Origin of the sequence: Rhizobium sp. Root274 (genome assembly GCF_001429245.1) — a bacterium.
GTDB lineage: Bacteria > Pseudomonadota > Alphaproteobacteria > Rhizobiales > Rhizobiaceae > Allorhizobium.
In genome coordinates, this window is sequence record NZ_LMJE01000008.1 from 94,939 (window position 1) to 121,317 (window position 26,379).

Genomic DNA, 26,379 nt, shown 5'->3' on the forward strand with positions numbered 1-26,379 from the left:
GTCAGGGACGGACCTGGCCGATGCCGCGGACGCGGTACTTGAAGGAGGTGAGTTGCTCGACGCCGACTGGACCGCGTGCGTGCATTTTGCCGGTGGCAATTCCGATCTCGGCCCCCATGCCAAACTCGCCCCCATCCGCAAACTGGGTCGAGGCATTGTGCAAGAGGATGGCGGAATCGATCTCGTTGAAGAAGCGTTCGACAACGGCCGGGTCCTCGGCAATGACTGCTTCGGTATGGTTGGACGAATAGCGCGCTATATGATCAATCGCGCCGCCGATCCCGTCGACAACGGCGACGGATATAATGGCGTCGAGATATTCAGTTCGCCAGTCGTCCTCGACTGCGGGCTTCAGACCTGAGACGATCCTGAGCACAGTCGCGGATGCGCGGACTTCACATCCCGCCTCGACAAGCGCCTCGATCAGTGGCTGCAGATGGGTGCCGATGGCCGCACTATCGACGAGCAGGGTTTCAGCCGAACCGCAGATACCAGTGCGGCGCATCTTCGCGTTGACGACGATCTTCCTCGCCATGTCCAGATCGGCCGAGCCATCGACATAGACGTGGCAGATCCCCTCCAGATGGGCAAAGACCGGTACGCGGGCTTCTTGCTGGACGCGGGCCACGAGGCTTTTCCCGCCGCGGGGAACGATAACGTCGATCGAGCCTTCCAGGCCGGACAGAAGGGCGCCAACGGCCGCACGGTCGGTGGTGGGCACGAGTTGGATGGCATCGGCAGGCAAGCCTGCAGCTTCCAGTCCCTTGACCAGGCAGGCATGAATGGCACGCGAGGAATTGGCCGAATCGGAGCCGCCACGCAGGACAACCGCGTTGCCCGCCTTCAGGCACAAGGCGCCGGCGTCGGCGGTCACATTGGGGCGGCTTTCGTAGATCACGCCGATGACGCCGAGCGGCGTGCGAACGCGCTCGATATGCAGCCCGTTCGGACGATCCCATTCCGCGATGAGGGTCCCCACGGGATCCGGCAGAGCCGCAATCTCGCGCATCGATTGGGCAATCGCTGCGATGCGCCCGGGGTTCAATGTCAGGCGATCGATGAAGGACGCGGCAAGGCCGGTTTCGGAAGCATTCTTTAAATCGATGGCGTTGGCGGCGAGGATCTCCTGCTCCGCCGCCACAAGGGCGTCGGCCATGGCAAGCAGGGCCTTGTTCTTCGCTTCGGTCGATGCCGTGGCCAACGGTCGGGCAGCGATGCGGGCACGGCGACCGATATCCAGCATCAGGCCTTCAACCGAGTTCTGGTTCGACACTGTATCAAGCATGGGCGACATCCTTCCGGTCGGCAACAGCAGGATCCCGCTGGCTGAGTTCGGTCATGACGAGGTCGTCGCGGTGGATCATGGCAGCACGGCCTGCATAACCAAGGATCTTCTCGATCTCGTTGGACTTGCGGCCGCAGATACGCCGGGCTTCCTCGGCATCGTAGCCCACCAGACCGCGGGCGATTTCACGACCTTCCGTCCCAATGATGGAAACCGTGTCACCGCGGTGGAAGTTGCCCGAGACAGCCCGCACTCCAGCGGGAAGCAGGCTCTTGCCGGATTTCAGAGCGCCTTCTGCGCCCGCATCCACATTGATCACGCCGGCGGGTTGCAGTTGACCTGCAATCCAGGTCTTGCGCGCGGTGACCGGTGAACGGGAGGCCGCAAACCAGGAATGGCGCGCGCCGTTTTCTATTGCCGCGAGGGGATTAAGGGGCTTGCCCGACGCTATGATCATGGCGCAGCCGGCACTGGTGGCGATCTTGCCGGCATCGATCTTGGTGCGCATGCCGCCGCGCGACAGCTCCGAGGCGGCCCCACCTGCCATGGCTTCAATCTCCGGCGTGATTTCCTCGATGGTGTCGAGGAAGCGGGCATCGGGGTCGAGGTGCGGAGGGGCCGTATAGAGGCCGTCGATATCGGACAGAAGCACGAGAAGATCGGCGCCGGCCATGGTCGCGACACGGGCCGCCAGCCGATCGTTGTCGCCGTAGCGGATTTCCGTTGTGGCGACGGTGTCATTTTCGTTGATGATCGGTATGGCGCCGATCTTCAGCAATTGCTGAAGGGTCGCACGCGCATTCAAATAGCGGCGGCGCTCTTCCGTGTCGCCAAGCGTCAGCAGCACCTGGCCGGCAACGATCTGGTGGCGCGACAGGCTTTCCGCCCAGTGGCGGGCGAGCGCGATCTGGCCGACGGCCGCGCAGGCCTGGCTTTCCTCAAGTTTCAACGCGCCTGACGGCATGGAGAGCACAGAGCGTCCCAGCGCGATTGCACCCGAGGAGACGACCAGCACGTCGGTGCCGCGTGCCTTCAGCGCGGCGATATCATCGCAGATGGCATCGAGCCAAGACTTGCGGATGCCGGTTGCCCGATCCACGAGCAAGGCCGAGCCGATCTTGATGACGACGCGTTTGACGCGGGACAGCGAGCGGATCCGGGTAGACATCAGTCGTCGCCTTCTCCGTCGAGGTCACCTTCGAGATTACCCTCGCTATCGCGGTTCTTGCGGTTCTTTTCACGCTTGGCCGGCAAGGGCGCATCGCCTTGGGCCGCGACGATCACGTCGCGCAAGGCGCGCAATGCATCCGTCATGCCTTTGCCGGTGATGGCCGAGAGCAGCAGCGGCGTCTGGCCACAGGCCTTCTTCAGCTCCGCCGCTTTCTTTTTCAGTTCTGCCTCATCGAGGACGTCGATCTGTGAGAGGGCGACAATTTCGGGTTTGTCGTCCAGCCCGCCGCCATAGGCGTCAAGCTCGTGGCGAACCGTCTTGTAAGCCAGGCCGACCTTTTCTTCCTGGGCGGAGACGAGATGCAGCAGCACGCGCGTGCGCTCGACATGGCCGAGGAAGCGGTCGCCGATGCCGACCCCTTCATGCGCACCTTCGATCAGGCCCGGAATGTCGGCCAGGATGAATTCGCGTTCGTCGACGGTGGCGACACCGAGATTGGGATGAAGCGTGGTGAAAGGATAGTTGGCGATCTTTGGTCGAGCGCGCGTCACCGCAGACAGGAAAGTCGACTTGCCAGCATTGGGAAGGCCGACGAGACCGGCATCGGCGATCAGCTTTAGGCGCAGCCAGATGGTTTTCTCTTCACCTTCCAGCCCAGGATTGGCCCAGTTCGGCGCCTGGTTGGTCGCCGTCTTGAAATGGGCATTACCGAAGCCTCCATTGCCACCTTTGGCGATGCGGAAGCGCTGCCCCTCGACAGTAAGGTCGACGATCAGCGTTTCGGAGTCTTCTTCGAAGATCTGCGTACCGACTGGAACCTTCAGCGTCACATCCTCGCCATTGGCGCCGGTGCGGTTGCGGCCCATGCCGTGTGTACCGGTCTTTGCCTTGAAGTGCTGCTGGAAGCGGAAGTCGATCAGCGTGTTCAAGCCGTTGACGGCTTCCACCCAGACATCCCCACCACGACCGCCGTCGCCGCCATCCGGCCCGCCGAACTCGATGAACTTTTCGCGCCGAAACGAGACAGCGCCGGCGCCGCCGTCGCCTGAGCGAATGTATACCTTAGCCTCGTCGAGAAATTTCATCTTGTTGCCGTCAAATCTTGTGTCAGGTTCTGCGGATGGATTGGGGCCATCGATATAGCCCGTTGAAGCAGAGGTCAAAGAGTATCGTGAAGTTCGTCAGCTACAACATCCAGTATGGGATCGGCCAGGACGGCCGTTTCGACCCCGAACGTATTGCCGCCAGCCTCCGCGGGGCGGATGTGATCGCGCTCCAGGAGGTGACCCGCGGCTATGAGCGCAACGGGCATGCGGATCTCGTGGAGATCTTTTCGGCACTGTTTCCAGACTTCTTCTGCCGCTTCGGCGCCGCCTGCGATGTGCTGGTCGATCACCATATGGTCGAGGGTCGGCTGAATGAGCGCCGATTCCAGTTCGGCAACATGGTTTTGTCGCGGTTCCCAATCCGGGCGAGCCGCAACCTGCTTCTGCCGCGTGCCCGAACTTTCGCCAAGCTCAACCTGCAGCGTGGCGCGCTCGAAACCGTGATCGAGACGCCCGGCGGCGCGCTTCGCGCCTATAGCGTTCATCTGGACCATGTTTCGCCCGACGAGCGGATGGCGCAGATTGGCTTTCTCAAGGCGCGGGCCTGCGGCTTTCTGGAGGAAGGCGGCGCGCTGACAGGCGCCAGCGAGTTTGCCGTGACCGACCCTCCCTCGCCTGCCGAGTTCCTGATCATGGGAGACTTCAACATGGAGCCGGAAAGACCGGAATACATCGCCATGACCGGTGTTGCCGATGCCTATTACGGCCGTGCTCCGCGCGCAGGCTTTCCGACCGATGCGCAGGCCCATTTGAACAGTCGTGCCTCGGACAGCTACAGCTGGATCAGCGAGGATGGAGCGCGGCGCATGCATCTCGATTACTGCTTCGTGAGCGGCGGTTTGGCGCAGCGCCTGAAAACCGCCTGGGTGGATACGAAGGCGACCGGGTCCGATCACCTGCCGGTATGGACCGAACTCGCCTGGTGAGAGCCGGGGCGGATGCCCCGGGCTCCACAATCGTTGGGTTCATAGATGTCTTGCTGCGAAATCCGTCTGATTCAGCCGCATGTCGACCAGAGTCACCATCCCGTTTCGACCGCGAGAATAGACGTCTTTCACGCCGATGATCCGGCATCCGCGCCGCTCCAGAAGGCGCAGCGAGGCGGGATTGTCGGTGAAGGCACCGGTGGCAATTTCCGCTGCCGGCATGCGACGAAAGAACCGCTCCAGGGCCACGTCCACCGCCTCGCTCATCAGGCCCCTGCCCCAGTAGAAGCGATTGAGCCAATAACCGAGATGCCACAGACCGTGGAGCAGCTCGATCGAGACAACCCCGACATGTGCGCCGTCGAGAGTGATGGCAAAGGACCAGTCCGGCTTCAGGCCTGACGTTACCATGTTCAACCAGTCCAGCCCGTCCTGCCGGTCATATGGGACCGGGACACGGGTCAACATACGCGCCACGGCGAAATCACCGAGCGACGCGGCGATCGCATCGGCATCTTCCAGCCGATGCGGCCGCAGCACGAGACGCTCGGTCTCGATAACCGGGCAAGGACCGGGCCGGGCGGGAGAAGCGGCCGTCCGGCGTTCTGCAACGAGCGCGTTCATCGCATCTCCCCCCAACTCTTCAGCGATAGCCAGGTTTTGCGGTCGAGCCGGTACCATTCGACCGGCACCATGCCGCCCATGGCGAGGTTGCCGACCATGCCGGAGCCCTGGAACTGGAAGCCGCACTTCTGGATGACCCGACGCGAGGGGATGTTGGTGACCCGGCAGCGTGCATCAATGCGGGTGATCCATTCGCGGGTGCGGAATGCCATGTCGATCAGGGCGTGTGCCGCTTCCGTGGCATAGCCCCTGTTCCAATAGGGTTCCCCCAGCCAATAGCCCATCTCGAGGATGTCATCATTTTCCGGATGGGGCTCAAGCGCGCAGCAACCGAGAAACTCGCCGTTTTCTGCTTTGGTGATGGCATAGACGCACTTGCCAATCTCGCCGATATTCGTGCGTCGCACGAAGTCCGCTGCGTCTTTTGCCGTGTAGGGATGCGGCATGCGGGCCACCATGGTGGCGATCGCGGCGTTGTTGGCGAGATGGGCAAGGGCGTCAATGTCCTCGATGTGCGGTGCGCGCAGGACGAGCCTTTGCGACAACAAAACGGGGCAATCGCTCCGTGACCGATCGGGCCTTTGCCGATCGTCGGGCGACCGTGATTGGTCGTCCCTCAACAATAAACTCTGCATGGTTCAGTCTCCTTCGTTGGGAAAAAAGAAAAAGGGGAGATGGCGCCCCATCTCCCCTTTTCTTCAGACTGAACCTTTGCGCATTCAGCCGGGTCGATGAGACGCCGGCTGTTTTAGAGCGCTACCGGCTTATTCCGCTGCTTCGGCTTTCGGCATGACAGACACGTACACCTTGCCATTGGCCTTGGTACGGTAAGCGACATTGCCGGCGACGAGTGCAAAAACGGTATGGTCCTTGCCCATGCCAACATTGGCGTCGGGATGCCACTGCGTGCCGCGCTGACGAACGATGATGTTGCCCGGAATGACGGCTTCGCCGCCGAACTTCTTCACGCCGAGACGCTTGGAATTGGAATCGCGACCGTTGCGCGAGGAACCGCCAGCTTTTTTGTGTGCCATTGGAGTTCTCCTTTAAACCTTGTTCTTCAACTCTGGCCGATCAGGCCGCGACGATGTCGGTGATGCGCACCACAGTGTGGTGCTGGCGATGACCGCGCGTACGCTTGGAGTTCTGGCGGCGACGCTTCTTGAAGGCGATGACCTTCTTGCCGCGATTGTGCTCGACGACTTCAGCCTTGACGGAGGCGCCGGCAACGAAGGGCGCGCCGATCTTGGCATCTTCGCCTTCGCCGACGATAAGAACTTCGGTGAATTCGATGGTTGCACCAGCTTCGGCTTCCAGCTTTTCGATGGTCAGCACATCGTTGGCGTTGACGCGGTACTGTTTACCGCCGGTCTTGATGACTGCGAACATTTTTTATCCTTTCATGTTCGTTCCGGCTCTCCTCTTGCAAGGGGCCGTCTTTTTGCCAGTCGGAGGAGCAGGGACTTTCCCTGCCGGTTCATTCTCGCGAGAGCGAGGCTTTCAAGACGTATCGCTACGCCTTTTAAGTCAAGGGTCGCATACGTGAGGGACCTAGAGCTGTCAAGATAAAAGCTGGAAAAACCGTCGCATTCACTCTTGCATGGGGTGTAAGTTGCCGCTATGAGACAGCCCGCGCCACCGTGCGCCGACCAATGTGACCGGAGAGGTGGCTGAGTGGTCGAAAGCACCGCACTCGAAATGCGGCATACTCGCAAGGGTATCGTGGGTTCGAATCCCACCCTCTCCGCCATCGCCCCCAAACAGCTTTGAAATAGCTCAAGATACTGAGTTTTAAGGATTCGTTGACCGCCGACTGGTACACAAAGGCGGTACACATGGTCCTTCGAATGCCTCGCCCCGTAAAATCGAAATCCGGAATCTACTATTTCCGCATGCGAGTACCGCAGCATCTGATTCCACTCGTTGGAATGGACGTGGTGAAGCGCAGCCTGAACACGCGCGATCCTCGTGAGGCGACCATCGCACATGCGCGGGTGCTTCAGGAGGTTAAGGCGCGTTGGGTGCAATTGTCAGCCGGCGTGATTTCCCTGACGCAGAAGCAGGCTGTCGCCATGTCTGGTGAAATCTACCGTGCGATGGTTGCCGAGAACGAGGACAATCCGGGCGATCCCATCACGCGCGAGGGTGCTCTATTGGAGGATCATCTGCAGTTGCGGCCGGACAAAGTAAAAGTGGCGCAGATCACCAAGGACGCTAATCTATTTCAACGTACGCTCGAAAATCTGAAGACGCGGCGAAACGACAAGGCCATAAACGCATACCTTGAGCGTCACGGCTATCGTGTCGATCCACAAAGCATGGAGCTCCTCCGGAAAGCTGTCGGCACTGCGGTGCTTCAGGCTAAAGAGCATCTGCTCAAGCTGTCCAATGGCGATTTCCGCTCTGATCCCGACGCCGATCGGTTCCCCCCGCTTGAGCTGGTCGTAAAGCAAGTCCCCAAGAGCACGGAAATCGAAACGACGGACAAATTCAGCCTGGTTCAGGTTTTTGAAGGCTACGTGAAGGAGAGGCAGCCGTCTCCCAAGACATACAAAAAATGGAAGGGCATCATTGAGAAGGCTGCGCACGAGGTCCCTGACATCAGGGATTTGACGAGTGACTGGATAATCGATTGGAAAGATCGTCTGCTGAGGTCGGGACTAAGCGCCACCTCCGTCAGAGACGGATATCTCGCCTGCCTCAAATCAACCTGCAATTGGGCGAAGGGCAACAACCGGATTTCTACAAATCCCGTCAACGGTGTGACCGTCGCCGTACCGCGCAAAAGGACGACGCGTGAGAAATCTTTCACCGCTCGAGAGGTTAAAACAATCCTGACTGCTAGCCTCGGTTCACCTCCTGAAAGATGCGGTCCTGAAATGAAGGCTGCTTATCGCTGGATACCGTGGCTCTGCGCTTATACAGGGGCCCGCGTAGGGGAAATAGCGCAGTTACGTAAGCAGGATGTACAGTCGCACAACGGACATCCGCTGATCTGGATTACGCCAGAAGCCGGCACGACCAAGGACGGTAATCCTCGATTTGTTGCGATCCATCCTCACTTGGTTGAACAGGGGTTTCTAGATTTCGTTGGATCAAGGCGCGCGGGTCCGTTGTTCTATGATCCGTCGCGGCATCGGGGTGGGACGGAAGGGAACCCGCAGTACAACAAGGTAGGAGAGCGGCTGGCGACGTGGGTCCGAAAACTTGGTGTCGATGACACCAGGATTAGGCCCAATCACGCATGGCGGCACCTGTTCAAGACGGAGGCACGAGGCGTCTACATGGATGTCGGAACCCGAGATTACATGCAAGGGCACGTTCCCGCGACAGAAGGCGAGGCATACGGAGGCTTCAAGCCCCACGTACTTGTTCATGAGATCGCCAAACTTCCACGGTTTGAGATCGATTGAAATGGCCCCGCCCGAGCGCCTGCGCGACGGCGGGGAAACCAGGTCGCCCCCGCGGGGGCGTGAGGCCCTTCCCGGGGGGAGGGCCGCAGCACCGCCTTCAGGCGGGGTGGGGCGAAAATCATGGCAGAGACGTCCGATCAACGCAGCCGAAACATGTCACGGATTCGTTCAAAGGATACTGGTCCCGAACTCGCAGTCCGACGCTTGGTCTATGCTTTGGGCTACCGCTATCGTCTCCACCGCAAGGACCTGCCAGGCAAGCCCGATCTCGTATTTGGCCCGAGACAGAAGATCATCGAAGTCCGGGGATGCTATTGGCACGCCCATCTCCGTTATGACCCCACCTGCTGGGAGGCCCGATCGGAGGCTAAGTCGAATAAGACTTATTGGGGGCCGAAGATGGATCGTAATGTGGAACGCGACCAAAGGAACCTAGCTTTGCTGGAGGCCGGCGGCTGGCGAGTTCTTGTTATCTGGGAATGCGAACTCCGGAACATGGATTCAGTGCGCACACGTATCGCGAACTTTCTGGAAGGAAACTAATCCTGTGGATTCTCAGTCTGTTCACCAAGTTAAGTTTGGCGAAACCATGTAACCCTAAGCTCCCAGAGCGAACCGTTGCATGGCCTCGTGTTCCATGTTATTCATCCTTTGTTCTCATTGTGTTCATGCTTGGAGGCCTCCAATGTCGCTGACTTCGCTCGAAATGTGCGCTGGAGCAGGCGGTCAGGCGCGCGGCCTGGAATTAGCAGGCTTCGAGCACGCCGGCGTAGTCGAGATAGACCGTGACTGCTGTGAGACGCTTCGCATGAACCGCAGGCAGTGGACGGTTCACGAGGAAGACCTCTCTTTGTTCGATGGAACGGGATACAAAGGTATCGATCTTCTTGCTGGCGGCCTCCCATGCCCACCGTTTTCCGTGGCCGGCAAGCAACTCGGTGACAAGGACGAGCGCAACCTCTTCCCTGCCGCGATCCGCCTCGTGGACGAAACCCGCCCCAAGGCCGTAATGATCGAAAACGTCCGTGGCTTCCTGAGTGCCGTATTCGAAGATTATCGTGGCTTCATCCGAGGCGAGCTCAAGAAGCTTGGCTATGAGGCCCATTGGCGTCTGTTCAATGCATCCGACTACGGCGTGCCGCAGCTACGTCCCCGCGTCCTGATTGTGGCATTGCGCGACGACATCAAAGACAATTTCGAATGGCCTTCTCCGTCGCCTTTTGACGCACCTACTGTCGGCGAGACGCTTGTCGACCTCATGTCTGCAAATGGCTGGAAAGGCGCGAAGGCATGGGCCAAGCGCGCGAATGATGTTGCACCGACACTTGTAGGCGGATCGAAGAAGCACGGGGGTCCTGACCTCGGTCCGACACGTGCGCGTGCGGCGTGGGCAACTCTGGGCGTCAACGGAAAGTCGATCGCGGAAGAAGCCCCGGAACGTGACTTCGTGGGCATGCCTCGCCTCACCGTCCGCATGGCGGCACGCATCCAAGGGTTTGATGATGCTTGGCAGTTTCACGGCAGAAAGACCGCCGCATATCGCCAAGTTGGAAACGCATTTCCCCCTCCAGTCGCAAGGGCGGTCGCCGAAAAGGTTCGGGCGGCGATAGAGGCAAGGGCGAGCCATACCGTTACGGCACTCGCAGGTTGAGCCTTAACGATCTGCTAACCATAGCCGGCGATCCTCGCCGGCATGTCCCATGCTCCGCTCGATTCGTCCCACCCTGACTATCCTCTCGTCTCCAGGCTCGTGAAGGCAATTCTCAACCATGCCGGCGGTTTCGATAGGTTTGCCGTAGATGTTCCCGCTCTACTTCGGCAGGCGTTTGATGAGGTTATCGATGCCCCACGCACGAACCGCTTCACCCTTGGCGAAACGGAAAAGACGGAAAAAACGTACGTCGGAACGAAGGTCGAGATTCTAATAAGGAACTATCTCGGCGTGCCGAAGGGCGGCGTCCTCGACATGCTGGTGGATGGCGTCGAGATCGACATCAAGAACACGACTGGCCGTGACTGGATGCTTCCAAAGGAAGTTGTTGGAAGGCCGGCACTCCTCGTCAGGTCTTCGGAGAGAACGGCGCTTTGCGACGTCGGCATCGTGGTTTGCCGACCCGAATATCTTCGTCTTAGCAAGAATCAGGATGGCAAGGGCCAGCTTTTGGCTGCCCAGCATATAAACATATGGTGGATACTACGCCAACACCCGTATCCGCCTAATTTCTGGGAGGTCCTGTCAGAATCGGATCGTATGGAGATCATGTCAGCGCGAGGTGGCACCAGCCGTATCGCAGCGCTATTTGAGAAAGTACAAGGCCGGCCGATATCGCGGCAGCAGGTTAGCGCCTTGGCCCAACAACACGACTACATGAAGCGAATTCGCCGAAATGGGGGAGCGAGAGACATCCTCGCGCCCAAGGGAATTGCCTTGATGTGGGGGCAGCGTGACAGAGCCCTGATTGAGCAGTTGGGCCTCGGTCCGGTCACTGCAGACGAGTTCATTTCATTCCGCCCCACAAAGGCGGGCGACGCGATGATTCTCCGGAACGCCGGCCACATCGACTGACGGATACTCGCGCAATTCTTCAATTTGATCGGCGGTTGACGCGTGCCGATTATCGACCGACCATGAAAAAACCGCCATCAACGAGGTTGGCCCCTCTCCGGCGGTTTTTCTTGGGAATGTTCGACAATGATGAACGATCTTGAAATTGTTGTAAAGCCGCCGTTGACGGCTGAGTGACCCGCGGGCTGGGACATACCCCAGCCACCACGACGGGAGCCCTTTTCCAAAAATCCAGTGTTGACAATTCGGACGTCGACCTGAGCCGCCGCGAAGCACAGGCTCTGGCGCTCGTGCTCTCTTCGGACGCAGGCTTGAGCCATCGCCAAGCACAGGCCATGGCACGCATAATAGCTTCCCGCCCTGCGCCGTCCCCTGAGCTTCAGAGCATGATTGCCGATTCGGTGTCACGAGCTCGCGCGAGTATCGCGGAACGCGAAAAGGACGCCGAAGGCGATCCGCAAGGCCGCCAGGCCGCGCAGCTTGGAAGTGGAGGAGCTACGGTTCCGCGCAGCGGGGGCGTAGATCATACGCTTCCCCGACAGGTCGAAAGCTCTTACTCACTCTCTGGTTCTTCGACCATCAATCGCTGGGCTCTGTTGCACAAAATCCAGAAAATCAGCCGTCCCGCTGATCCAGACCAACGCGGCCCTGCTGTATGTGGATGTGGAATGCCCGCCCATGATGCCAATAGCGTCAATATCCACCTTCGCACCGCGCAGGGCACAGGCGAGATACGCCCGGGTGTTTCAGGCATCTATCGTTGCGGCTCGCCGTGGCTCTGCCCCACATGCGCAACTAAAAAGGCGTTTGATCGCGCCGAGCGCGTACAGGATGCCGCGAACGCCACCTTCCAGCGAGGTGGCCGGGCCGCGCTGGTCGTACTGACGGCGGCGCATTCAATCGAGATGTCTCTCTCGGAAATCAAGGCGCTGGTAGCCACCTCGTCGAGCGCCGCCCGGAAGGGCCGTGCGTGGGTCCAGGCGACCAAAGAATTCGGCATTCTCGGAGTCATCGTCGGGCAAGAAGTTACCTACAGCACCGTCAACGGCTGGCACTATCACCAGCACCTATCGGTCATGGTCGATGGCCCGGGCGAAGGTGCCTACGATCGCGCAAAGGCGGCTGGGGAGTGGATCGCAGCCGCCTATACTACCCAGGTACGCGCCAGAGGCGGCACTGTCTCTGACAGGCACGGCTGGCACGTCCGCGTTGCCCGCGATGCTGAGGACGCCAGCGATTACACTGCGAAGGGGTCCATGGCCTGGGAAGTCTCCGGAGGCCATAAAGACGAGACCAAGTCGAAGACTTCTCTCACTCCATGGGACATTGCCGCCGCGGCCGCCGACGGTAACGCAGCGATGTATGGGCGCTGGCGGGAATACATGGAGACGATGCCTGGTACGCGCTCTTGCGTGGTCTCTGCAGCACTCGCCGCGAAATTGGGCATCGGTGCCGCTGGTGACGATGACGAAGGTGGTGAGCAGGCGCTCCACGACGCCGACGAAGTCGTTGGCCGTGTAGATGCGCCGATGTGGCGCAAATGGATGCGCCACAGCTTGGCGTCCACTTTCCTCGCCCGTGTTGCGCTGGGGGGCGAAGAAGGTTTCAAGGACGCAGTTGACGACACCGAGCGAGACGCCGCGCCCCTTGAAGCGGAGTATCAACGGATGCGCGCAGAGCGGGCGGCGGTCAGAGAGGAAGAGCTTAGACAGAAAACACGCCAAGCCCAACTCCAACGCGAGGCGGCTCGGTCTGTCAGAGACACAGCATTCGCCCAAGCATACGCCATAGACCGCCTACGCCGATTTGCCGACTGCTACGGCTCAAGAAACCGTATCGCTCGCGTGATAGCAGAAGCCGCCGCAGTGTTCCCGCACGCCCACCCCTTGAACCCTGCTGATCTATACAAGGTTGCTTAAAATGAATGTCCCGTCGGGGGTGGTCGGTCCCGCGTCCCGATATCATCGGCGCTATGCTGACGCTCCTACGGCTACCCTTTTAACCGATCGAGACATGCGCGAATTCCCGCCGTGACCCGCACGGGTCGCTATGCTCACGGCTCCGATATGCTCATCCTTTTTCCCGCATGATGCGGTATCCGCATCGATATGACCTTACGGTCATTTCCAAGGACATGGATGCTGTACAGCGAGAAATAAAGCCTCGCACAGCATAATATACGTTCAGGCGGGTCAGCTACCCCTGAAACCATTCCCCCACCCTTGGCACCCATTCTGCCAGCGTTCTCGCTCTGTCAACGCCGCTGGCGTCCTCCACTCCGTTGCGGCCCTCCGGGTGACTGCCGCTCCGAGCGCCGGCGGCTGCGATGGCATCGGGGCGGGGAACATCGAAAGTTCCGCCCTGCGGGCGGGTTCGACTCGGCCTGCGGCCAGCACCGAACAGGGAACATCGGGAAGTCCCTAAAATCCAAACATTCTCGTTAACGCCACCCCCGGGACAACTCAACCATTCCGCGTATACGCCTGGGCTCCGCCCCGTAAATGTGGTACAAAATATCCACGGAAAACAGGGTGAAAGGCGTCGAAATGCAGGTCAAGACAACAACTATTCCGGGCCTTACGTACTCGGTCCAGGTTGAGGAAGTTAATCACCTCGATCCGATGGGCGGCCTTATCTGCTACCTGGCCAGTCTCTATCGAGTTGACCCCAAAACCTCCGTCAGAACGCTACTCAAGCGGTCTCGTATTCCGGGAGCCGCGTCCGATATGCAACGGGAATTCGCCCGTGACGGCATCCAGGCATTCCGCCGTTACCAGACATCTTAACGAAGATAAGGACGAACCCGATGTTGCTATTCCGCATCCTGACTCTACCCATCACCATGTTCGTCTTCATGGCCGTCACTGTGGCCGCTACGAAGGCCCCCGCGGCAGTCGAAATGATGAGCATCGGTCTTTGGTTCGCGCTGCCGCTTTTCCTCGCCATCGCCGCGGTCAAGCGCTTGGCGGGACGTTAATTCAAGAGCTCAAGTAATAAATGAAAGAACTCGATTACTAAATTCAAGAACTCAGTATAGATCGAGTTCTTGAATTAAATATTTGAAATTCCTTTGCAAAATTTGTTGACGGCGCCATCGTTCATCGCAATAATACATCCACTCAACAAGCAAAGGAGATGCGAATTGATCAATATTATTTGGGGCCGCAAGATGGCGAACTGGGATTGCGCAGAAGTGGAAACACGGTACGGAACGGTTTGTCCTCTGGTCGCCGACATCCCGGGGCCAGACGATCGAGCGATGTTCTCAATCGACGTTCCCGATCCTGAGAGGGACGGAAAAATCCGATCGTTGGCTTCAGGTTTCGCTGATAACCTTGAAGAAGCGCGGATCGCCGCGGCAAATGCCATTGCGAAACTCGACCAAGGGCTGAGTATCGCGTGATCGTCCCAATCGGGGCTAACGAATAAAGTTCAGCGCCGGCGCATTTTACCTCTTGCGCCGCCCGACGATCGCTCCAACACTTAGTATGTGGACACTCACAAAGGTGGTTTCACACACATCTTAAACTCCTGACATTTCAGGGAAAACCGTAACGCACGATGACCTCGCGGCGCATGGCGAAGCCATGTCCAAGGTCCACACGAAAGGGAATGAAATGAAGTTCGATGACCTCGGCACCGATGGCAAGCTGGCCGTGACTGATGCAGCTGGGAATTACGAATGGGTAGAGGCCAGGATCGAGGGTATCCCGAGCGAGAGACGCCTTCGAGTTGAACTCGTTGCGAGCGATGGGGATGGTGACGAGGCTGCACGCCAGGCTCTCCGGGAGCATCTCTCCGAGCACTATGTAATCGACATTCCGTGCGACTTCCGTAGCGAGGCCGAGCTTGCCAGCGCCACCGCCAAAGCGACAGCAATCCAAAATCGGTTTCTGTCTGGAAACTATGCGCCTTTCAGCGCCTGACACGGCGCTGCCTTAGTTTGCACCTGGTGGTCGCAGCTCTGCGACCAACCATCCTGCGAGCCCGTCCCACTCCTTTAAGCCCGGAAACTTCAACGCACGACCTCGATGCGAATGGCGAAGCCATGTCCAAGGTCGATAAGAAAGGAAACCCAATGTGGTATAGATACGACGCCTACAATCAGGAAACCCTCTATGGCTGGACCAGCAACGAAGCCGTTGCTGAGGCTGCCTTGGCCTGGATTAATCGAGGTCGCGAAATCAACGTCTACAGCATGACGTGTCTGGGCGATGACGAAAACGAAGCAGACGGTCGAGGCATCAGACTTGCCGATACGAATGGACATATCTTCGTCGATGATACCAGCCCGGAGGAATTCGAACTGAAGCTTCTGGAGTGGCAGGAGGAGAGCAGGGATTCCACTGCTCCCCCTAAGCCACAGCGCCGCGTAGATCGGCTGACAGTCGATCTGCCCTCAGGCACGCTCGCTGCGCTCAAGGTTCACGTCGCTCAACGCGAAACCACCATCCGGAATGTTGTGACAAACCTCGTGAAAATGGAGATCGGGAAATGAGGGAAGGAACCGGAAACAGAATGATGACATCAGACGCGGGATTGAACAGACAGACCGATTGTGAGGACAGCCAGGAGGCCTTAGCGCCATTGACGCACGAGGAGTTTTGGCAGGTGCTCGACATGGCTTTTGGGATGCTCTCCGATGTCTGGGACTGCAAGGAGCGGCAGCAGGATGGACTTGCTGGGAACTCAGAACTTACGGAGGAAAAACAATGAGGAAGATGAGAAAATTTTCCGACATCCCGACTGCCGATTTCCCGATGAACGACAAGACCTATTACCGTCTTCGCGCCGAAATCGGATCGATCTCCGCGCGCTTTTTGAACCTCGGGACGCGCGATGGGGCCGACGTCGCCAAGAAGATGGAAGCGGTCTTCGGCGCGCTAGACGATGCCTGGCAGGCGATCCGCCGTATTGAAGCTCGCGAGGAGCAGGCGATGGCGGCGTCAGTGAACCATTCGCTTGGCGGCTGCATCGAATCGGAGATTTCACAATGATCGATCTCGATTTTTATCAGTATGTTGACTTTCACAATTCGGAGCGCGTGGCGATGATCGTCACCGCGTTGGTAGCACTGGCGATTTTCATGCGCCTCCTCCATCTCCCGAAAGTCTGGATGAAGGTTGTTGCAAACCTCATTTTCTTCCTGGTCTGCATGCATGCGGTCGGCTTTACGCTGATCGGTATCGCGGCATGGCAGTCAGGAACATGACGGAGGACGAGGGGGACATGGCTGAAAAACGCCCCCCTTTCCGCCGGCGTGGCCCTTGCGGCCTGAAATATCAAACCCCTCGGCGGTGGAGGATCGCCAAGGGGTAAGGTGGTCTGTTTTAAAAGCATTCCCCTTAGCGGTTCCAGCCTCGGCAGGTTGGATTATCAGAACGCTTTCCGCCCGCCGTCTTGTCATGGTGATCTCCAACCGCTCGGCTTCAGACCTATCAGACAAAGAAAGTGTGCGCCGTCGGCGCATATCGGTCAATGGTCGGCATCACGTACTTGAGCGTGATGGTTTCGGGGCGGAGGTGGCCAAGAAAATGGAAGCGGCCTTTGGCGCGCTAGACGATGCCTGTGAGACGCTTCGCCTTATTGAAGTCCGAGAGGAACAGGAGCGGTGAAACGAAGCTACCGTTCGGATTTCTTCAACACCTTCCATGCCATTGCCGTCACGTACAAACACGTGACGCTCTCCGATAGGAATTTCAGTGCGAGCAGTAGAACTCTTTTGCGGTGCCGGAGGCATGTCCCGCGGCCTGATTGACGCGGGAATCGACGTGGTCAGGGCTTACGACGCTTGGCCCGTGGCGGTCGAAACGTATAGGAAAAACATCGGTCCACATGCCGAAGTTGCCGACCTCAAGAACCTTTTGTCTGTCGTTCCGGAGATTTGTCGACTTGCCCCAGACCTGATCTGCGGTGGCCCACCTTGCCAGGACTACAGTCTGGCCGGCGGTCGCAAGGAAGGCGAAAATGCCAGCATGACAATTGCCTTCGCGATAGCCGTCACTGCAGTCCGTCCGCAATGGTTTGTCATGGAAAATGTAATCCAAGCGCGTAGCTCACGCGCTTGGGCGGAGGCCAAGGCGATGCTTGAACGTGCTGGCTATGGCCTGTCTGAATCCAAGATTAACGCCGCCCAATATGGCGTACCGCAGAACAGACGCCGACTTTTCGTGATCGGACGTCTAGGTGAGCGGAATGGTTTCCTCCAGTCGGCTATCGCGGCTGCCGCATCCGCAAAACCAGTGACACTACGTGACTTCTTTAAGCCGCATCCGGCCGATGCCGCTTTGCTTGAGAACGGTTTCGTGTATTGCCGGCCTCTACGCGATGGACGCGGCGTAAGATCGATCGACGAGCCTATCCATACGATCAGCAGGACATCATGGGAAAGACCGACGGTGCGCTATCTGAGCGCCCCACACCCCAAAGACCCAGTGCCGGCGTCGGCGGCGGCGATCCTCACTGTTGATCAGATTTCACGGCTACAGGGTTTTCCAGAAAATTGGCGTTGGGTGGCTTCCGTGAAGCAGGACAGAATGCAGATGATCGCCAATGCGGTACCTGGTCCCGTAGCCAAGGCTCTTGGCGGGGTTATCTTGGCACGCCAGGCAGGGCAAAGCATCCCGGGTATTGAAGGGCGGTTCCTAGACTGGCTCACTCGGGGAGGTCGTACCAGGGCGACGTCACGCAACATCAAGGCCAATGCCAATCGAGCAAGACGACTGCTTGGCGGACGGACGTTCGCGGATGTGAACATTGAAATCACGGCGCTTGAAGCCCTCGAAGATTTTCAGGTCCTTTCAAAAGGGACACGGTCCGATCTGCGACAGGCGCTCCGCCTCCACGACGAGTTTGTGGCATCGAAGACGCGCAAGAGGATGAGGACCAAGGCAGAATGCGAATCTGTCAACGTCCCTGCTGTCGATTTGAACCTGGAAAAGGCTGCCTGAAAAGACTGACGGCGCATCAGGTACTTGCACATGACGCAGATTGGCGGCGTCTTTCACCAGATGTTGCCGTGGGCATCACGTGGACGGACCCCATCGACCTCACCTTGGAATGAACGTCATCGGCATATCCGGACTTGGGATGTGCTTGCCGTCCCGGTACATCTGAATCGTGAACGTTCCGGGTTGAGGCGATCCGATCGAGTCTCTGCCAACATCGGTTTCCACCCCTTGCAGCCAAGGCGGTAGGCCGCGAAACTCGAGCCCGCGGAACCCCCAGAATCCGTGTGATTTTCTCGCGGGTAGGCCTTTTGTGTAGGTGGTCCGATCCGCCCAACCGAAAAATTGATATTGTTTTCCATCCTGCTTTGCAATCGTACGCGCTGGCAGACGAACGAGTTCAGAATGGATATCCGGGGCTTTGTATCGGCGATCAACTGAGGCCGCTTCCACTGCCCCCGCGATCGATGCCACCAGCACAACGGTGGCGATCACGATGGACCTCATTTCGACCGCTCCCTTGGTGCCATTCAGGCATCGAGACCAATCATGATCAGAGCCCACGTGGCGCAAAACACTGTCAGGGTAGCGAATGTAGCCGATAGATGCGCCAAACCCATGAGCCCAGATACCGTCGACACACCGAAGCCTCCAACTGTCCAACTCGCCCATTTCCTCATTTCCGCCCGCCTTTCTGCAGCGCTGCCGTTAGACCAGTCTTGGGGAGATTACCGCGTCCGGCAAGTGCCAACATTTCGCCGAACGCGCCCGACGTCAGGTTCGCCTCACCGCCTGCGCCAGGCTGGCCCGTCCAAGCGAGGACGCGGTCGGGCAAGCTCCAAATCTGGCCAAAACCCTTCACGCAGGCGTACCACGTCAGATACATGTGCATCGCGGTCATTACGAGGATACCGACGAGGCCCACGACATGCCCTCCCGTCTGGCCAAGGAATGCCGTCGCGAAGAGCCTGTCGAGTGTCCCCAGTGTGGCATCGAAGACGGGGTATGCGGCGCAGAGCGCAAGAACCGCCAGGATCGGGCGAAGCGCGATGTTGGTTATGAGGAGCAGGCCCATACGAACACTTTCACCTGCGAAGTCGCCGCTGTTATCCAGTTTGAGCCACTTCGTAGCCCATAGCGGCAAGGCTAACATGGCCTCCATAAGCGCTGCGAGCGTCGCCATTCCTGCCATGAACATAAAGATGAACGGCATCATCGGGATCACGTACGCGCGAAGGCTTCCAATAACCATCAAGGCTCCGACTACATACTTTGACCAGTCCAACAGCCAGTCGACACCCGCGCCACCAAAAAACCGCGTCACCGCATTCCCTGCCAATGCGGCAGCACCTGCGCCGGCGGCAATGACCCCCCAGGCCCCAGCAATCATTGCATGCCCGGAAGATATCAAGCCCGGCATCGCGTTGCCCTCAGAGCCAGACGACCCCGCCCATTCGGCCATATCCCTGGAAACGGGGCCAAGGAGTTTCGTGAGGAAGTCCGCAGTTTCATCGCCCGCGCTCGCAAAATCGTTAGCTGTAAGGTTGACCCTCTCGGCTTCTCCGGACACCTGAAGCGCCAACACCGCGAACGCCCTGTCGATTGCTTGGCCAAAGTCGCCATCAGTACGTGGCAGCGTGACATCAGGCCTTTCGTTCGTGAGGCTGGTCGTCAATTCCGAAATCTGTGCAAGCGCTCGCCAATACATCCCAGCCGTCAGAAATCCATCTTGTTTCGCCGCCTCGACCAGCTTGGAACGGGAAGTCGCATCCATCGCCGCGACCTCTGCCTTTGCCGCAGTGACAATGGCAGCGTCGAACCTTGCGCCGACGGCGCGAATGTCCTGGATCAAGGTCGGGGAAAGCACTTTCGTGGAGATCGCGTTCTTCGCACCCTCGGCTGACGATATCCCCGACGTATTCGCGGCGAGCTTGGAATACCGTGCGGCCTCAACGCGGAACGCGGATACCATCTCGGCCACGGCAGCCCGACGAGCATTTGAAAAGTTCGTCCGGCCTTCCGGAATCGTGTACGTCAGCCGGCCGCATGTCGCGCCGTAGTTCCAGACTGTGACCCCAGCTGCATTGAGTCCCGCCGGGTCGGGCAATCGTTGCTCCCAACCCCAAATGGAGCCGCCCTGATTATAAACGGCAGCACAAACTTCATGCCGTAGGATCGCCATAGCAACGGTTGATCCCGTCTGCGAAACCGGGATGATCGGCATCCCGTCCTTTCCTGCGATCACACCGACGAACGTATTCCACGTCGCGTCGGCCACATTGATACCGCCTCGCGCTACAACGTCGCGGAGGATGTAATGGACCGAGGAAAAACCTGTACTCGGAAGCGGCACCAGGAGACCGATGCCCACGATGATGCGCAGCGGCGACCATATCTGATGCCATCTGTCGCCGAGGACTTTGCCTGTGTACGCACTCTGAACGATCCCAGATATCACGCTGTAAGCGAGGCCCAGCGAGGCAATGAAGGCTAGCACACTTGTGAACACCTGGAGCGTACTGCCCCAAGGCGAAGAACCGTCAGGAGGCAGAACCGCGGACACCCATTTCCAAACAATGTTGGTTGCAGACGGTTCCGCCAATATATCGATCATGGCTTTACTCCTGGCGGTTTCGGCCCCGCACCGTTGTTGTTTTCATTGGATGCGTCAGGTGTCCCCGCCGGCGCGACGTCGTCTGTTTCATCTTCCGCGAGGTCGAGGACTTTCTTTTCCTGTTCGGTCAACGTCACGGTGATCATAGGCAGGGCAAGACGCGAAGAAGGACGAGGCTTTGCCGCGGTGCCAGACGCTCCCGAATTTCCACCGCTGCCCTTCTCGCCTTCGCCGCTGCCTTCATCCGATGGCATCAACGCCGACGCGACCTCCGGGGAAACGCCGCGTTGCTCCGCCGCTCGGTCCAATACGGTTTGTCCGATGGCGGCGAACTCAGGTAGGGTGTGCCAAATGGCGGCGAGCCACGGTCGGGCGCATGGGTGCTCCTGGCTATCCCTGAGAACTTCGGCGTAGACTCTGATCCGCTCTTCCATCGTCCGCCAAGACGCGGAATCCCCGGAATTTGCCACTCGTTCGAGGTAGGCGAGAAGAGCGGGGGCCTCGGATTCGAGAAATGCGAGGCGGTGATGTGTGGGACGGCCACGAACGGCCATACACCACCGCACGGCATCAACCGCCGCGCCGTGTGCAGGATCGAGGTGAGCCATCCCAATGTTGCGCAGCGTCCGCCGTGCATTCGCTGCAAAAATATATTGTCCCGTGGTCATAGCGTCATCCCCGGTTTTGGTTCGGGCTCTTGGAGCGCTGCGGCGAGCGCTGAAGACAAGCGTCGGACCTCGGCTTGTGCGCTTGCCAGCCGCTGACCCTGTTGGCGCAGGGCATGGCGCTGGTCTGCCGTGGTCTTCTGGAGCTCTCTGTGCGAGGCTTTGGCTTTCGCGGCCTCGGTTCGAGCCTTTTCCGCGGCAGCCTTTGCGGCATTCAGATCGCGAGCAAAATCGCGACGGATTTCGGAGCGGATGCGGGATTCCTGGATGCCGTCAACAACCGCCCGTACCGCCCCGCCGAAGCCAGTCAGACGATCGGCGGAATGCTTTATCTTGGCCGCTTCCGCCTCAATCGCAGCAGCCTCAGCGCGTGTCTTGGCTACGTAGTCTTGGCCTTGCCGCCTGATAACCTCGGCTCGCTCCACCGCGTTTTTGAGCGCCTTCGCCTGTGCCTGCTCAGCCTTCCACTCCTCGCGCGTAAGACGGCGGCGGGCAGGACCAAGACGTGTCAGGCCACAGGGGACGGCGACCGCCTCATGATATGAGTCCTGCCATTCCCGCATTGCCGCCTTATAGGCGGCATTCGATCGCTTGTTTAAGGTCTTGCCGTCCTCACCTGGCCTCCGTCCTTCCGCCATCACCGCGCGTTTCGCCACAATTCCGGGATGATAGACGGCAGCTTTCAGTTCGGGGTCGGCAGTCGGCAAAACATAGGCATGGATGTGCCATTGTTTCTCGTCTGTGTGCCGAAGCACGCACTTGAGGGCGGGCCCATACTGGTGTCGAAGCCAGTCAATCGTCAGCTTCTCCCACTGCCGAACCTCGCTCAGCTTTGCCCTGTCGACGCGGACCTCGTCGACGGTGTAGGGATGGCTGGCGACGACGGTATGGAGCGTTTTCTGACGGGACTGAATTCTCCGAAGTTTGCCCCGTGGGCCGGGAGTCATCGCGAGTTCGGCAGCGGCATCATGCATCGCCCGCACTTCTTCGATCCCGACGCCCCAAATAGTGGTCGGCGGCTTGGGATCGTCTACGTGAACCGACGCTACAGGTTTACGAGCGGCCTCGTCGAATACGAAGGCGGTGCCACGCCCCTTGGGGTCGGGCCGGCGGCTGTATGGTTCGAGGTGGACGAACTGGAAGGCCATGGATCACCTCCTGGCCTCGAAATCGAAATCGACACCATGGACGCATTCAGCGATAGTCCTTAGCCTCTCTAGAAGGGCAATCTTTCCCAACGCGGCAAGACGACGACTACGACGAGTCGCCGTGTCATCAAATCTTGTGAGAAGCCACGGGTCCTGCCAAATCTCTGCCCGCCAGAAGTCTTTTCCACGGACAACAATCGATCGGCTTTGTTCAGTCCGCTTCTGATGGACGATTGAGCTCGGGAGTTCGTAGTTCTGCACGCGAGGCACTCAAGGGGATACCCTGAGCGTGCCTGTCGGCGGAACGGAAGGGAAGACAAAAGTATCATGATAGTGACCGACTATCATCATTCCCCGCGGTCATGATTGCTGCTCTCCGAGGGCCAAATTGTGGAACATGTCCACCCAAGACCACCATTCCAATTGTCTGTCTAAAGGGAATTTAGCGCCTTCTGAAATGCCTTCAGCCCATCGTAAATATCGACCAGCCGAGCTCTTGTTACAGAAGGCGCGTCGATCGAATTAGCTTTGGGTGTCCCCTTAATGTAAGTGTGCGCCAAGCCATTTCGTACTTTTTTCAACGAAGATAGTTGCGCCTCAAGTTTTGTCTTCGCAGCAACGTCTATAGTGCGCTCTATTTGCTCGCACGCAGGAATCCCTATTAGGTGGATCAACATTTTCCTAAAATGTTGCTCATAGTCGAAGCCATAAGTTTTATTGACGTTGGTCTCGACAAGCTTGACGTTGCTAGGAAGCTTAACCTTTCTAGCGCAGTGGTCTAAGACTAAACTGTCCATGCTGAGCTCAATCCACCCGCAGAGTTCCAGTATGGCGAGTTTGGAGTAATAGGTCGCCTTTTTACCGTCAGCCTCCTTACGGTAGGCCTGGTCGAGATGCTTCAGATTTTCTTCGATGTATTTCTTTACGACCATATCACGCTGCAAAGATTTCCGTGGCGGCATCGAGGCGCGCGTCCACCTTGTCCTTTTTGGAAAGGCCCTCTGCTAGTTCAGTATCCGAGATACTGTTATGTGCTCGAAACTGTGTGAGCAATTGCTGGCAGTGCGCCGCGGTTGAATTCTCAAGATGATCGAGATTCTGGGCGATGCCGACCATTATCGCTTCGAGGACTGTTCCGGGGATACGTGGCGCAGGTCGCTGCGTAACAAACTTTTCCGCCAGCACCTTTGCAACGCGCCCGAATGTATCGCCGTGTTCTTTTAATACTTCTGCATCTGCATGCCGATGCTCAGACATGTAGTCATTAAGGAACTTGGCAACTGATCCTTTGTAGTTTTTTCGATTTTTCAAGAAGGCGAAGAATCGCAAAATTGCCTCTTGCTTGGCAAAGCGATAATTCTCCCCGGGCTGCATATTGTTAACAGACCGCCAGTTTTCGTTATTATCCCAGACCTTCAATGCCTTGTTGAAGGCCCCGGAATAAATGCAGTTCCTTATCTCTTGGTTGTTTAGCTTTAAGCCGCCTGAATTCAAGCGGTGGAAAATAGTAAACAAATACTCGTTGTGATTCTTTTTAGAGAAATCACAGCGCAAAACGTTGATCGGTATTGTTTGATTCTGCACTTTCGAGAAGATTTTCCGTAGATCGGTCCCGGGCTTAGCCGTTTTGAAGCCGGCCGCCGACTTGTTTCGAAGAACTGCATCGATATCCGTCAGGTTTGACAGCCTCCAGTCCTCACCATTCAGGAAGCGTATGATTGTCGAAATCCGTTGTAGACCGTCGATCACCAACCATTCGTTCTTCTTTGCATCGTAAGCGAAACACATGCTCGGAATCGGCAGCTGTTTGATTAGCGAGTCGATAAACCGCGTCTGGTCTGTGGAGTTCCAGACGACATCTCTTTGGAAATCGGGCTGAATGATCAGGTCGCCCTCCTGGTACATTCTGAGAATGTCTGCTCCCGAGCGCAATTCATTGTAGGCAACGATGTCGCTTGGCGGCGACTCGTTGGAATCGTCATCTTCCCGCTCTTGCGTTTCCTGCTGTTCAATCTTCGTGGCTGGATCGAGTTCCTGCGCCTCAGTGTTTTCGGCCTGCTGATCAACCATAACGTTCCCCATCTGAAAGGCTGGTTGTACCCGGAAAGGGGAGGGCTGTCACGTCGGTGAAAACAAGGGTTCGTCTCTTTCAACGACGAATCTGGCCCTCGTGAGCCGTTACGTTGGGCGGTTCAAGTCGATCGCGAATTGGTTGACAGGTGGTCTGGTGGTGACCTAAGGCTATGTCACACAACACTGGTACACACGACACCTCACCGTCGGATCGAAACTCCTTGTTTTCTGGGCTTTTTGAGATCAAGGGCGAGAGTCCCACCCTCTCCGCCATTCCATACTGTCCATACCGAAGACATAGGTAACATCGTGTACCTAAGACGTGGGTGACAACCTTGTGCTGAGCGGGTTGTCGATGGTTTGCAAAGTTCTCGGCTTCAGGTCGATATATTTCAGATCATGGCGTATGAAACTGACGAGCCAAATGCCGTCATCGACTTCCTTGATTCCGTGCCATACCGACTGAGGATCTTCTTGCGATGCATTGGGATGCGGCCGCAGGAGGTGACCGTGACATCCCTGTCGTGGAAGCACAATCAAACTGCGACGGTGGCTTCAGGTGCCGTGCCCGTCGCGAGCGGCATCTGTCAGGTCCCGCGATTGAGCAAAAGATTTCCGATGAAGCTCGATCATCGGATCGAGGGAACAGCCGTTCCATTCTTGGCATCAGGGACATCCATATGGTTCTTGCTTTATCGCAGGAGAGAGGCGTAGCGTGTCCCGATCGAAGTAGAACATTTCGACTGCTGCGTCGGCAAAATGATACCGAACCCAGCCGCAGTCAGCCCTCTGGTGGCTGCGAACTCCAGAACAAGGAAAGCCATCATGGCCAAAGGCCAGCAGCGTTCGAACCGCGAAGTGAGAAAGCCGAAGAAGGATAAGGAGAAGCCCTCTGCGACCCCTGTGTCGAGCTTCAACACGCAGATGAAAAACGCCGAGTCCTCGGCACCCAAGAAGCGCTGACACCGAAAGTCAGGAGACTCTTGCTTCCGATGGGATTGGTATTCCGCAAGGGCACTCGGTCTCCCATCCCCACCGCACCGCGCACTAAACCGCTCGAATACATCTGGGTAGTCGCAAGGTGGAGGCTGACAACTGGCCGCTCCGGAAGAACAGTTCTGCTCACAGCACTGTTCTTTCAATCCGCTTTCCCTTTCCCCCCGACATGCGCTATGGGCAGGCGCATGACTTCTTCGTCCTTCACCATTCTTCTGGGCGGTCATCTGACCGTGACGGATCGCCTCAAGGCTCTGACCGAAGGCAGCCGTGCGATTGCCGCCGATAGTGGCATGCGCCATGCCTTAGCGCTCGGGATTGTTCCCGAACTCTGGGCAGGCGACTTCGACAGCAGCGATGCAAGCCTTGTTGCCGAGTGGCCGCAAGTCGAGCGTCGCACCTATCCTGCCGCCAAGGCTGCGACCGACGGCGAGATTGCCGTCGCCGAGGCGATTGCTCGGGGTGCCACGCGGTTGATCTTTGCCGGTGCGCTCGGTGGTGAGCGATCGGACCATGCCTTGCAGCACTACCTGAACGCGCTGGGCCTTGTCGAAGACGGGTTTGAGGTGGTGCTGACTTCCGGCGACGAAGAGGCCTATCCCTTTGCCGACGAGAGCCAGCTCGAGCTGGAATTGCCGAAGGGGGCACTCTTCTCGGTTCTAGGTTTCACCGCGCTTGAAGGTCTGACGATCCGCAATGCGCGCTATCCGCTCACCGATTTTTCGCTGGCCTTCGGATCGTCCCGCACCATTTCCAATGTCGCCGAAGGTCCGATTTCGGTCTCGCTCACCCGTGGCCGCGCCGTCCTTCTGGCTCGCCCTTACGATTTTTCCGGAGCCTGAAGC

At 58.2% G+C, this 26,379-nt stretch carries 29 protein-coding genes and 1 tRNA gene; 17 read left to right on the forward strand and 13 right to left on the reverse strand.

All coding sequences use genetic code 11. The features are described 5' to 3' along the window. Window position 1: 1 nt before the first annotated feature. Genes ASE36_RS15665 through obgE form a run of 3 tightly spaced genes read right to left on the reverse strand, consistent with a single transcriptional unit; the run spans window position 2 to window position 3,541 of the window. The gene (locus ASE36_RS15665; RefSeq protein ID WP_062281711.1) at window positions 2-1,285 is read right to left on the reverse strand and encodes a glutamate-5-semialdehyde dehydrogenase; all 1,284 of its coding nucleotides are present in this window, start codon (window positions 1,283-1,285) and stop codon (window positions 2-4) included. Further along, on the reverse strand, window positions 1,278-2,453 hold the full coding sequence (gene proB / locus ASE36_RS15670) for a glutamate 5-kinase (RefSeq protein WP_062281714.1): 1,176 nt from the start codon (window positions 2,451-2,453) through the stop codon (window positions 1,278-1,280). The genes ASE36_RS15665 and proB overlap by 8 nt, the downstream gene beginning before the upstream one ends. Continuing rightward, window positions 2,453-3,541 carry a GTPase ObgE gene (gene obgE / locus ASE36_RS15675; protein WP_062282717.1) on the reverse strand — a complete coding sequence of 363 codons (1,089 nt, stop codon included), beginning with the start codon at window positions 3,539-3,541 and terminating at the stop codon, window positions 2,453-2,455. Before obgE ends, proB begins: the two co-directional genes overlap by 1 nt. An 86-nt stretch (window positions 3,542-3,627) precedes the next feature. Here obgE and ASE36_RS15680 point away from each other — a divergent pair, with 86 nt between their 5' ends. Then, window positions 3,628-4,488 carry an endonuclease/exonuclease/phosphatase family protein gene (locus ASE36_RS15680; protein ID WP_062281717.1) on the forward strand — a complete coding sequence of 287 codons (861 nt, stop codon included), beginning with the start codon at window positions 3,628-3,630 and terminating at the stop codon, window positions 4,486-4,488. A gap of 39 nt (window positions 4,489-4,527) precedes the next feature. Here the strand turns inward: ASE36_RS15680 and ASE36_RS15685 are convergent, their stop codons facing one another. From ASE36_RS15685 to rplU, 4 genes are all read right to left on the reverse strand, one after another. Further along, window positions 4,528-5,112 carry a GNAT family N-acetyltransferase gene (locus tag ASE36_RS15685; protein WP_062281721.1) on the reverse strand — a complete coding sequence of 195 codons (585 nt, stop codon included), beginning with the start codon at window positions 5,110-5,112 and terminating at the stop codon, window positions 4,528-4,530. Continuing rightward, window positions 5,109-5,747, reverse strand: a complete 639-nt coding sequence (locus tag ASE36_RS15690; RefSeq protein ID WP_062281724.1) for a GNAT family N-acetyltransferase — start codon at window positions 5,745-5,747, stop codon at window positions 5,109-5,111. Before ASE36_RS15690 ends, ASE36_RS15685 begins: the two co-directional genes overlap by 4 nt. A gap of 129 nt (window positions 5,748-5,876) precedes the next feature. Beyond that, window positions 5,877-6,146: a 50S ribosomal protein L27 gene (gene rpmA / locus ASE36_RS15695; RefSeq protein ID WP_062281726.1), complete on the reverse strand. Its 270-nt coding sequence runs from the start codon at window positions 6,144-6,146 to the stop codon at window positions 5,877-5,879. 40 nt (window positions 6,147-6,186) lie between these two features. Continuing rightward, window positions 6,187-6,501, reverse strand: coding sequence for a 50S ribosomal protein L21 (rplU, locus tag ASE36_RS15700; protein ID WP_062281728.1), 315 nt, complete (start codon window positions 6,499-6,501; stop codon window positions 6,187-6,189). Between the two features lie 271 nt (window positions 6,502-6,772). Here rplU and ASE36_RS15705 point away from each other — a divergent pair. From ASE36_RS15705 to ASE36_RS15765, 14 genes are all read left to right on the forward strand, one after another. Then, window positions 6,773-6,862 (forward strand) — tRNA-Ser (locus tag ASE36_RS15705). 97 nt (window positions 6,863-6,959) lie between these two features. Beyond that, window positions 6,960-8,525 carry a DUF6538 domain-containing protein gene (locus ASE36_RS15710; protein WP_320410156.1) on the forward strand — a complete coding sequence of 522 codons (1,566 nt, stop codon included), beginning with the start codon at window positions 6,960-6,962 and terminating at the stop codon, window positions 8,523-8,525. Between the two features lie 120 nt (window positions 8,526-8,645). Continuing rightward, window positions 8,646-9,068, forward strand: a complete 423-nt coding sequence (locus ASE36_RS22260; protein WP_320410154.1) for a very short patch repair endonuclease — start codon at window positions 8,646-8,648, stop codon at window positions 9,066-9,068. A gap of 142 nt (window positions 9,069-9,210) precedes the next feature. Continuing rightward, window positions 9,211-10,176, forward strand: coding sequence for a DNA cytosine methyltransferase (locus ASE36_RS15715; protein ID WP_062281734.1), 966 nt, complete (start codon window positions 9,211-9,213; stop codon window positions 10,174-10,176). Between the two features lie 42 nt (window positions 10,177-10,218). Then, on the forward strand, window positions 10,219-11,091 hold the full coding sequence (locus ASE36_RS15720; protein ID WP_062281737.1) for a NaeI family type II restriction endonuclease: 873 nt from the start codon (window positions 10,219-10,221) through the stop codon (window positions 11,089-11,091). A gap of 668 nt (window positions 11,092-11,759) precedes the next feature. After that, window positions 11,760-13,010: a hypothetical protein gene (locus ASE36_RS15725; protein ID WP_062281741.1), complete on the forward strand. Its 1,251-nt coding sequence runs from the start codon at window positions 11,760-11,762 to the stop codon at window positions 13,008-13,010. Window positions 13,011-13,897: 887 nt separating this feature from the next. Next, window positions 13,898-14,068, forward strand: a complete 171-nt coding sequence (locus tag ASE36_RS22630) for a hypothetical protein (protein ID WP_156378687.1) — start codon at window positions 13,898-13,900, stop codon at window positions 14,066-14,068. Between the two features lie 165 nt (window positions 14,069-14,233). Beyond that, complete coding sequence (locus ASE36_RS15735) at window positions 14,234-14,494, forward strand: hypothetical protein (protein ID WP_062281747.1); 261 nt, start codon at window positions 14,234-14,236, stop codon at window positions 14,492-14,494. A gap of 214 nt (window positions 14,495-14,708) precedes the next feature. Continuing rightward, complete coding sequence (locus ASE36_RS15740) at window positions 14,709-15,017, forward strand: hypothetical protein (protein WP_062281749.1); 309 nt, start codon at window positions 14,709-14,711, stop codon at window positions 15,015-15,017. Window positions 15,018-15,139: 122 nt separating this feature from the next. Continuing rightward, complete coding sequence (locus ASE36_RS15745) at window positions 15,140-15,589, forward strand: hypothetical protein (RefSeq protein ID WP_156378689.1); 450 nt, start codon at window positions 15,140-15,142, stop codon at window positions 15,587-15,589. Between the two features lie 20 nt (window positions 15,590-15,609). Continuing rightward, complete coding sequence (locus ASE36_RS15750) at window positions 15,610-15,807, forward strand: hypothetical protein (protein ID WP_062611338.1); 198 nt, start codon at window positions 15,610-15,612, stop codon at window positions 15,805-15,807. Beyond that, entirely contained in the window at window positions 15,804-16,088 is a 285-nt protein-coding gene (locus ASE36_RS15755) for a hypothetical protein (protein ID WP_062281756.1), read from the forward strand. The genes ASE36_RS15750 and ASE36_RS15755 overlap by 4 nt, the downstream gene beginning before the upstream one ends. Continuing rightward, on the forward strand, window positions 16,085-16,303 hold the full coding sequence (locus ASE36_RS15760; protein ID WP_006726266.1) for a hypothetical protein: 219 nt from the start codon (window positions 16,085-16,087) through the stop codon (window positions 16,301-16,303). The genes ASE36_RS15755 and ASE36_RS15760 overlap by 4 nt, the downstream gene beginning before the upstream one ends. Before the next feature lie 526 nt (window positions 16,304-16,829). Then, window positions 16,830-18,041, forward strand: coding sequence for a DNA cytosine methyltransferase (locus ASE36_RS15765; protein WP_082511143.1), 1,212 nt, complete (start codon window positions 16,830-16,832; stop codon window positions 18,039-18,041). Between the two features lie 99 nt (window positions 18,042-18,140). On the opposite strand, the gene ASE36_RS15770 is transcribed toward ASE36_RS15765, so the two are convergent. The 6 genes from ASE36_RS15770 to ASE36_RS15795 all read right to left on the reverse strand — a co-directional run bounded on the left by ASE36_RS15770 (window position 18,141) and on the right by ASE36_RS15795 (window position 24,535). Beyond that, window positions 18,141-18,533, reverse strand: coding sequence for a hypothetical protein (locus tag ASE36_RS15770; RefSeq protein WP_156378691.1), 393 nt, complete (start codon window positions 18,531-18,533; stop codon window positions 18,141-18,143). 181 nt (window positions 18,534-18,714) lie between these two features. Beyond that, window positions 18,715-20,652, reverse strand: a complete 1,938-nt coding sequence (locus tag ASE36_RS15775) for a DotA/TraY family protein (RefSeq protein ID WP_062281765.1) — start codon at window positions 20,650-20,652, stop codon at window positions 18,715-18,717. Continuing rightward, window positions 20,649-21,320 carry a hypothetical protein gene (locus tag ASE36_RS15780; protein ID WP_062281768.1) on the reverse strand — a complete coding sequence of 224 codons (672 nt, stop codon included), beginning with the start codon at window positions 21,318-21,320 and terminating at the stop codon, window positions 20,649-20,651. Before ASE36_RS15780 ends, ASE36_RS15775 begins: the two co-directional genes overlap by 4 nt. Further along, the gene (locus ASE36_RS15785) at window positions 21,317-22,465 is read right to left on the reverse strand and encodes a hypothetical protein (protein WP_062281771.1); all 1,149 of its coding nucleotides are present in this window, start codon (window positions 22,463-22,465) and stop codon (window positions 21,317-21,319) included. The genes ASE36_RS15780 and ASE36_RS15785 overlap by 4 nt, the downstream gene beginning before the upstream one ends. A gap of 431 nt (window positions 22,466-22,896) precedes the next feature. After that, on the reverse strand, window positions 22,897-23,397 hold the full coding sequence (locus tag ASE36_RS15790; protein WP_062281774.1) for a HEPN domain-containing protein: 501 nt from the start codon (window positions 23,395-23,397) through the stop codon (window positions 22,897-22,899). A 1-nt stretch (window position 23,398) separates the two neighbouring features. Next, window positions 23,399-24,535, reverse strand: a complete 1,137-nt coding sequence (locus ASE36_RS15795; protein WP_062281777.1) for a DUF262 domain-containing protein — start codon at window positions 24,533-24,535, stop codon at window positions 23,399-23,401. An 828-nt stretch (window positions 24,536-25,363) separates the two neighbouring features. Between ASE36_RS15795 and ASE36_RS22875 the strand changes: the two genes are divergently transcribed. Both ASE36_RS22875 and ASE36_RS15805 read left to right on the forward strand, forming a co-directional pair. Further along, window positions 25,364-25,501, forward strand: coding sequence for a hypothetical protein (locus ASE36_RS22875; RefSeq protein WP_200945183.1), 138 nt, complete (start codon window positions 25,364-25,366; stop codon window positions 25,499-25,501). A 221-nt stretch (window positions 25,502-25,722) separates the two neighbouring features. Continuing rightward, window positions 25,723-26,376 (forward strand): thiamine diphosphokinase, encoded by a 654-nt coding sequence (locus ASE36_RS15805; protein ID WP_062282720.1) that lies wholly within the window; start codon window positions 25,723-25,725, stop codon window positions 26,374-26,376. The last annotated feature ends 3 nt before the right edge of the window (window positions 26,377-26,379 follow it).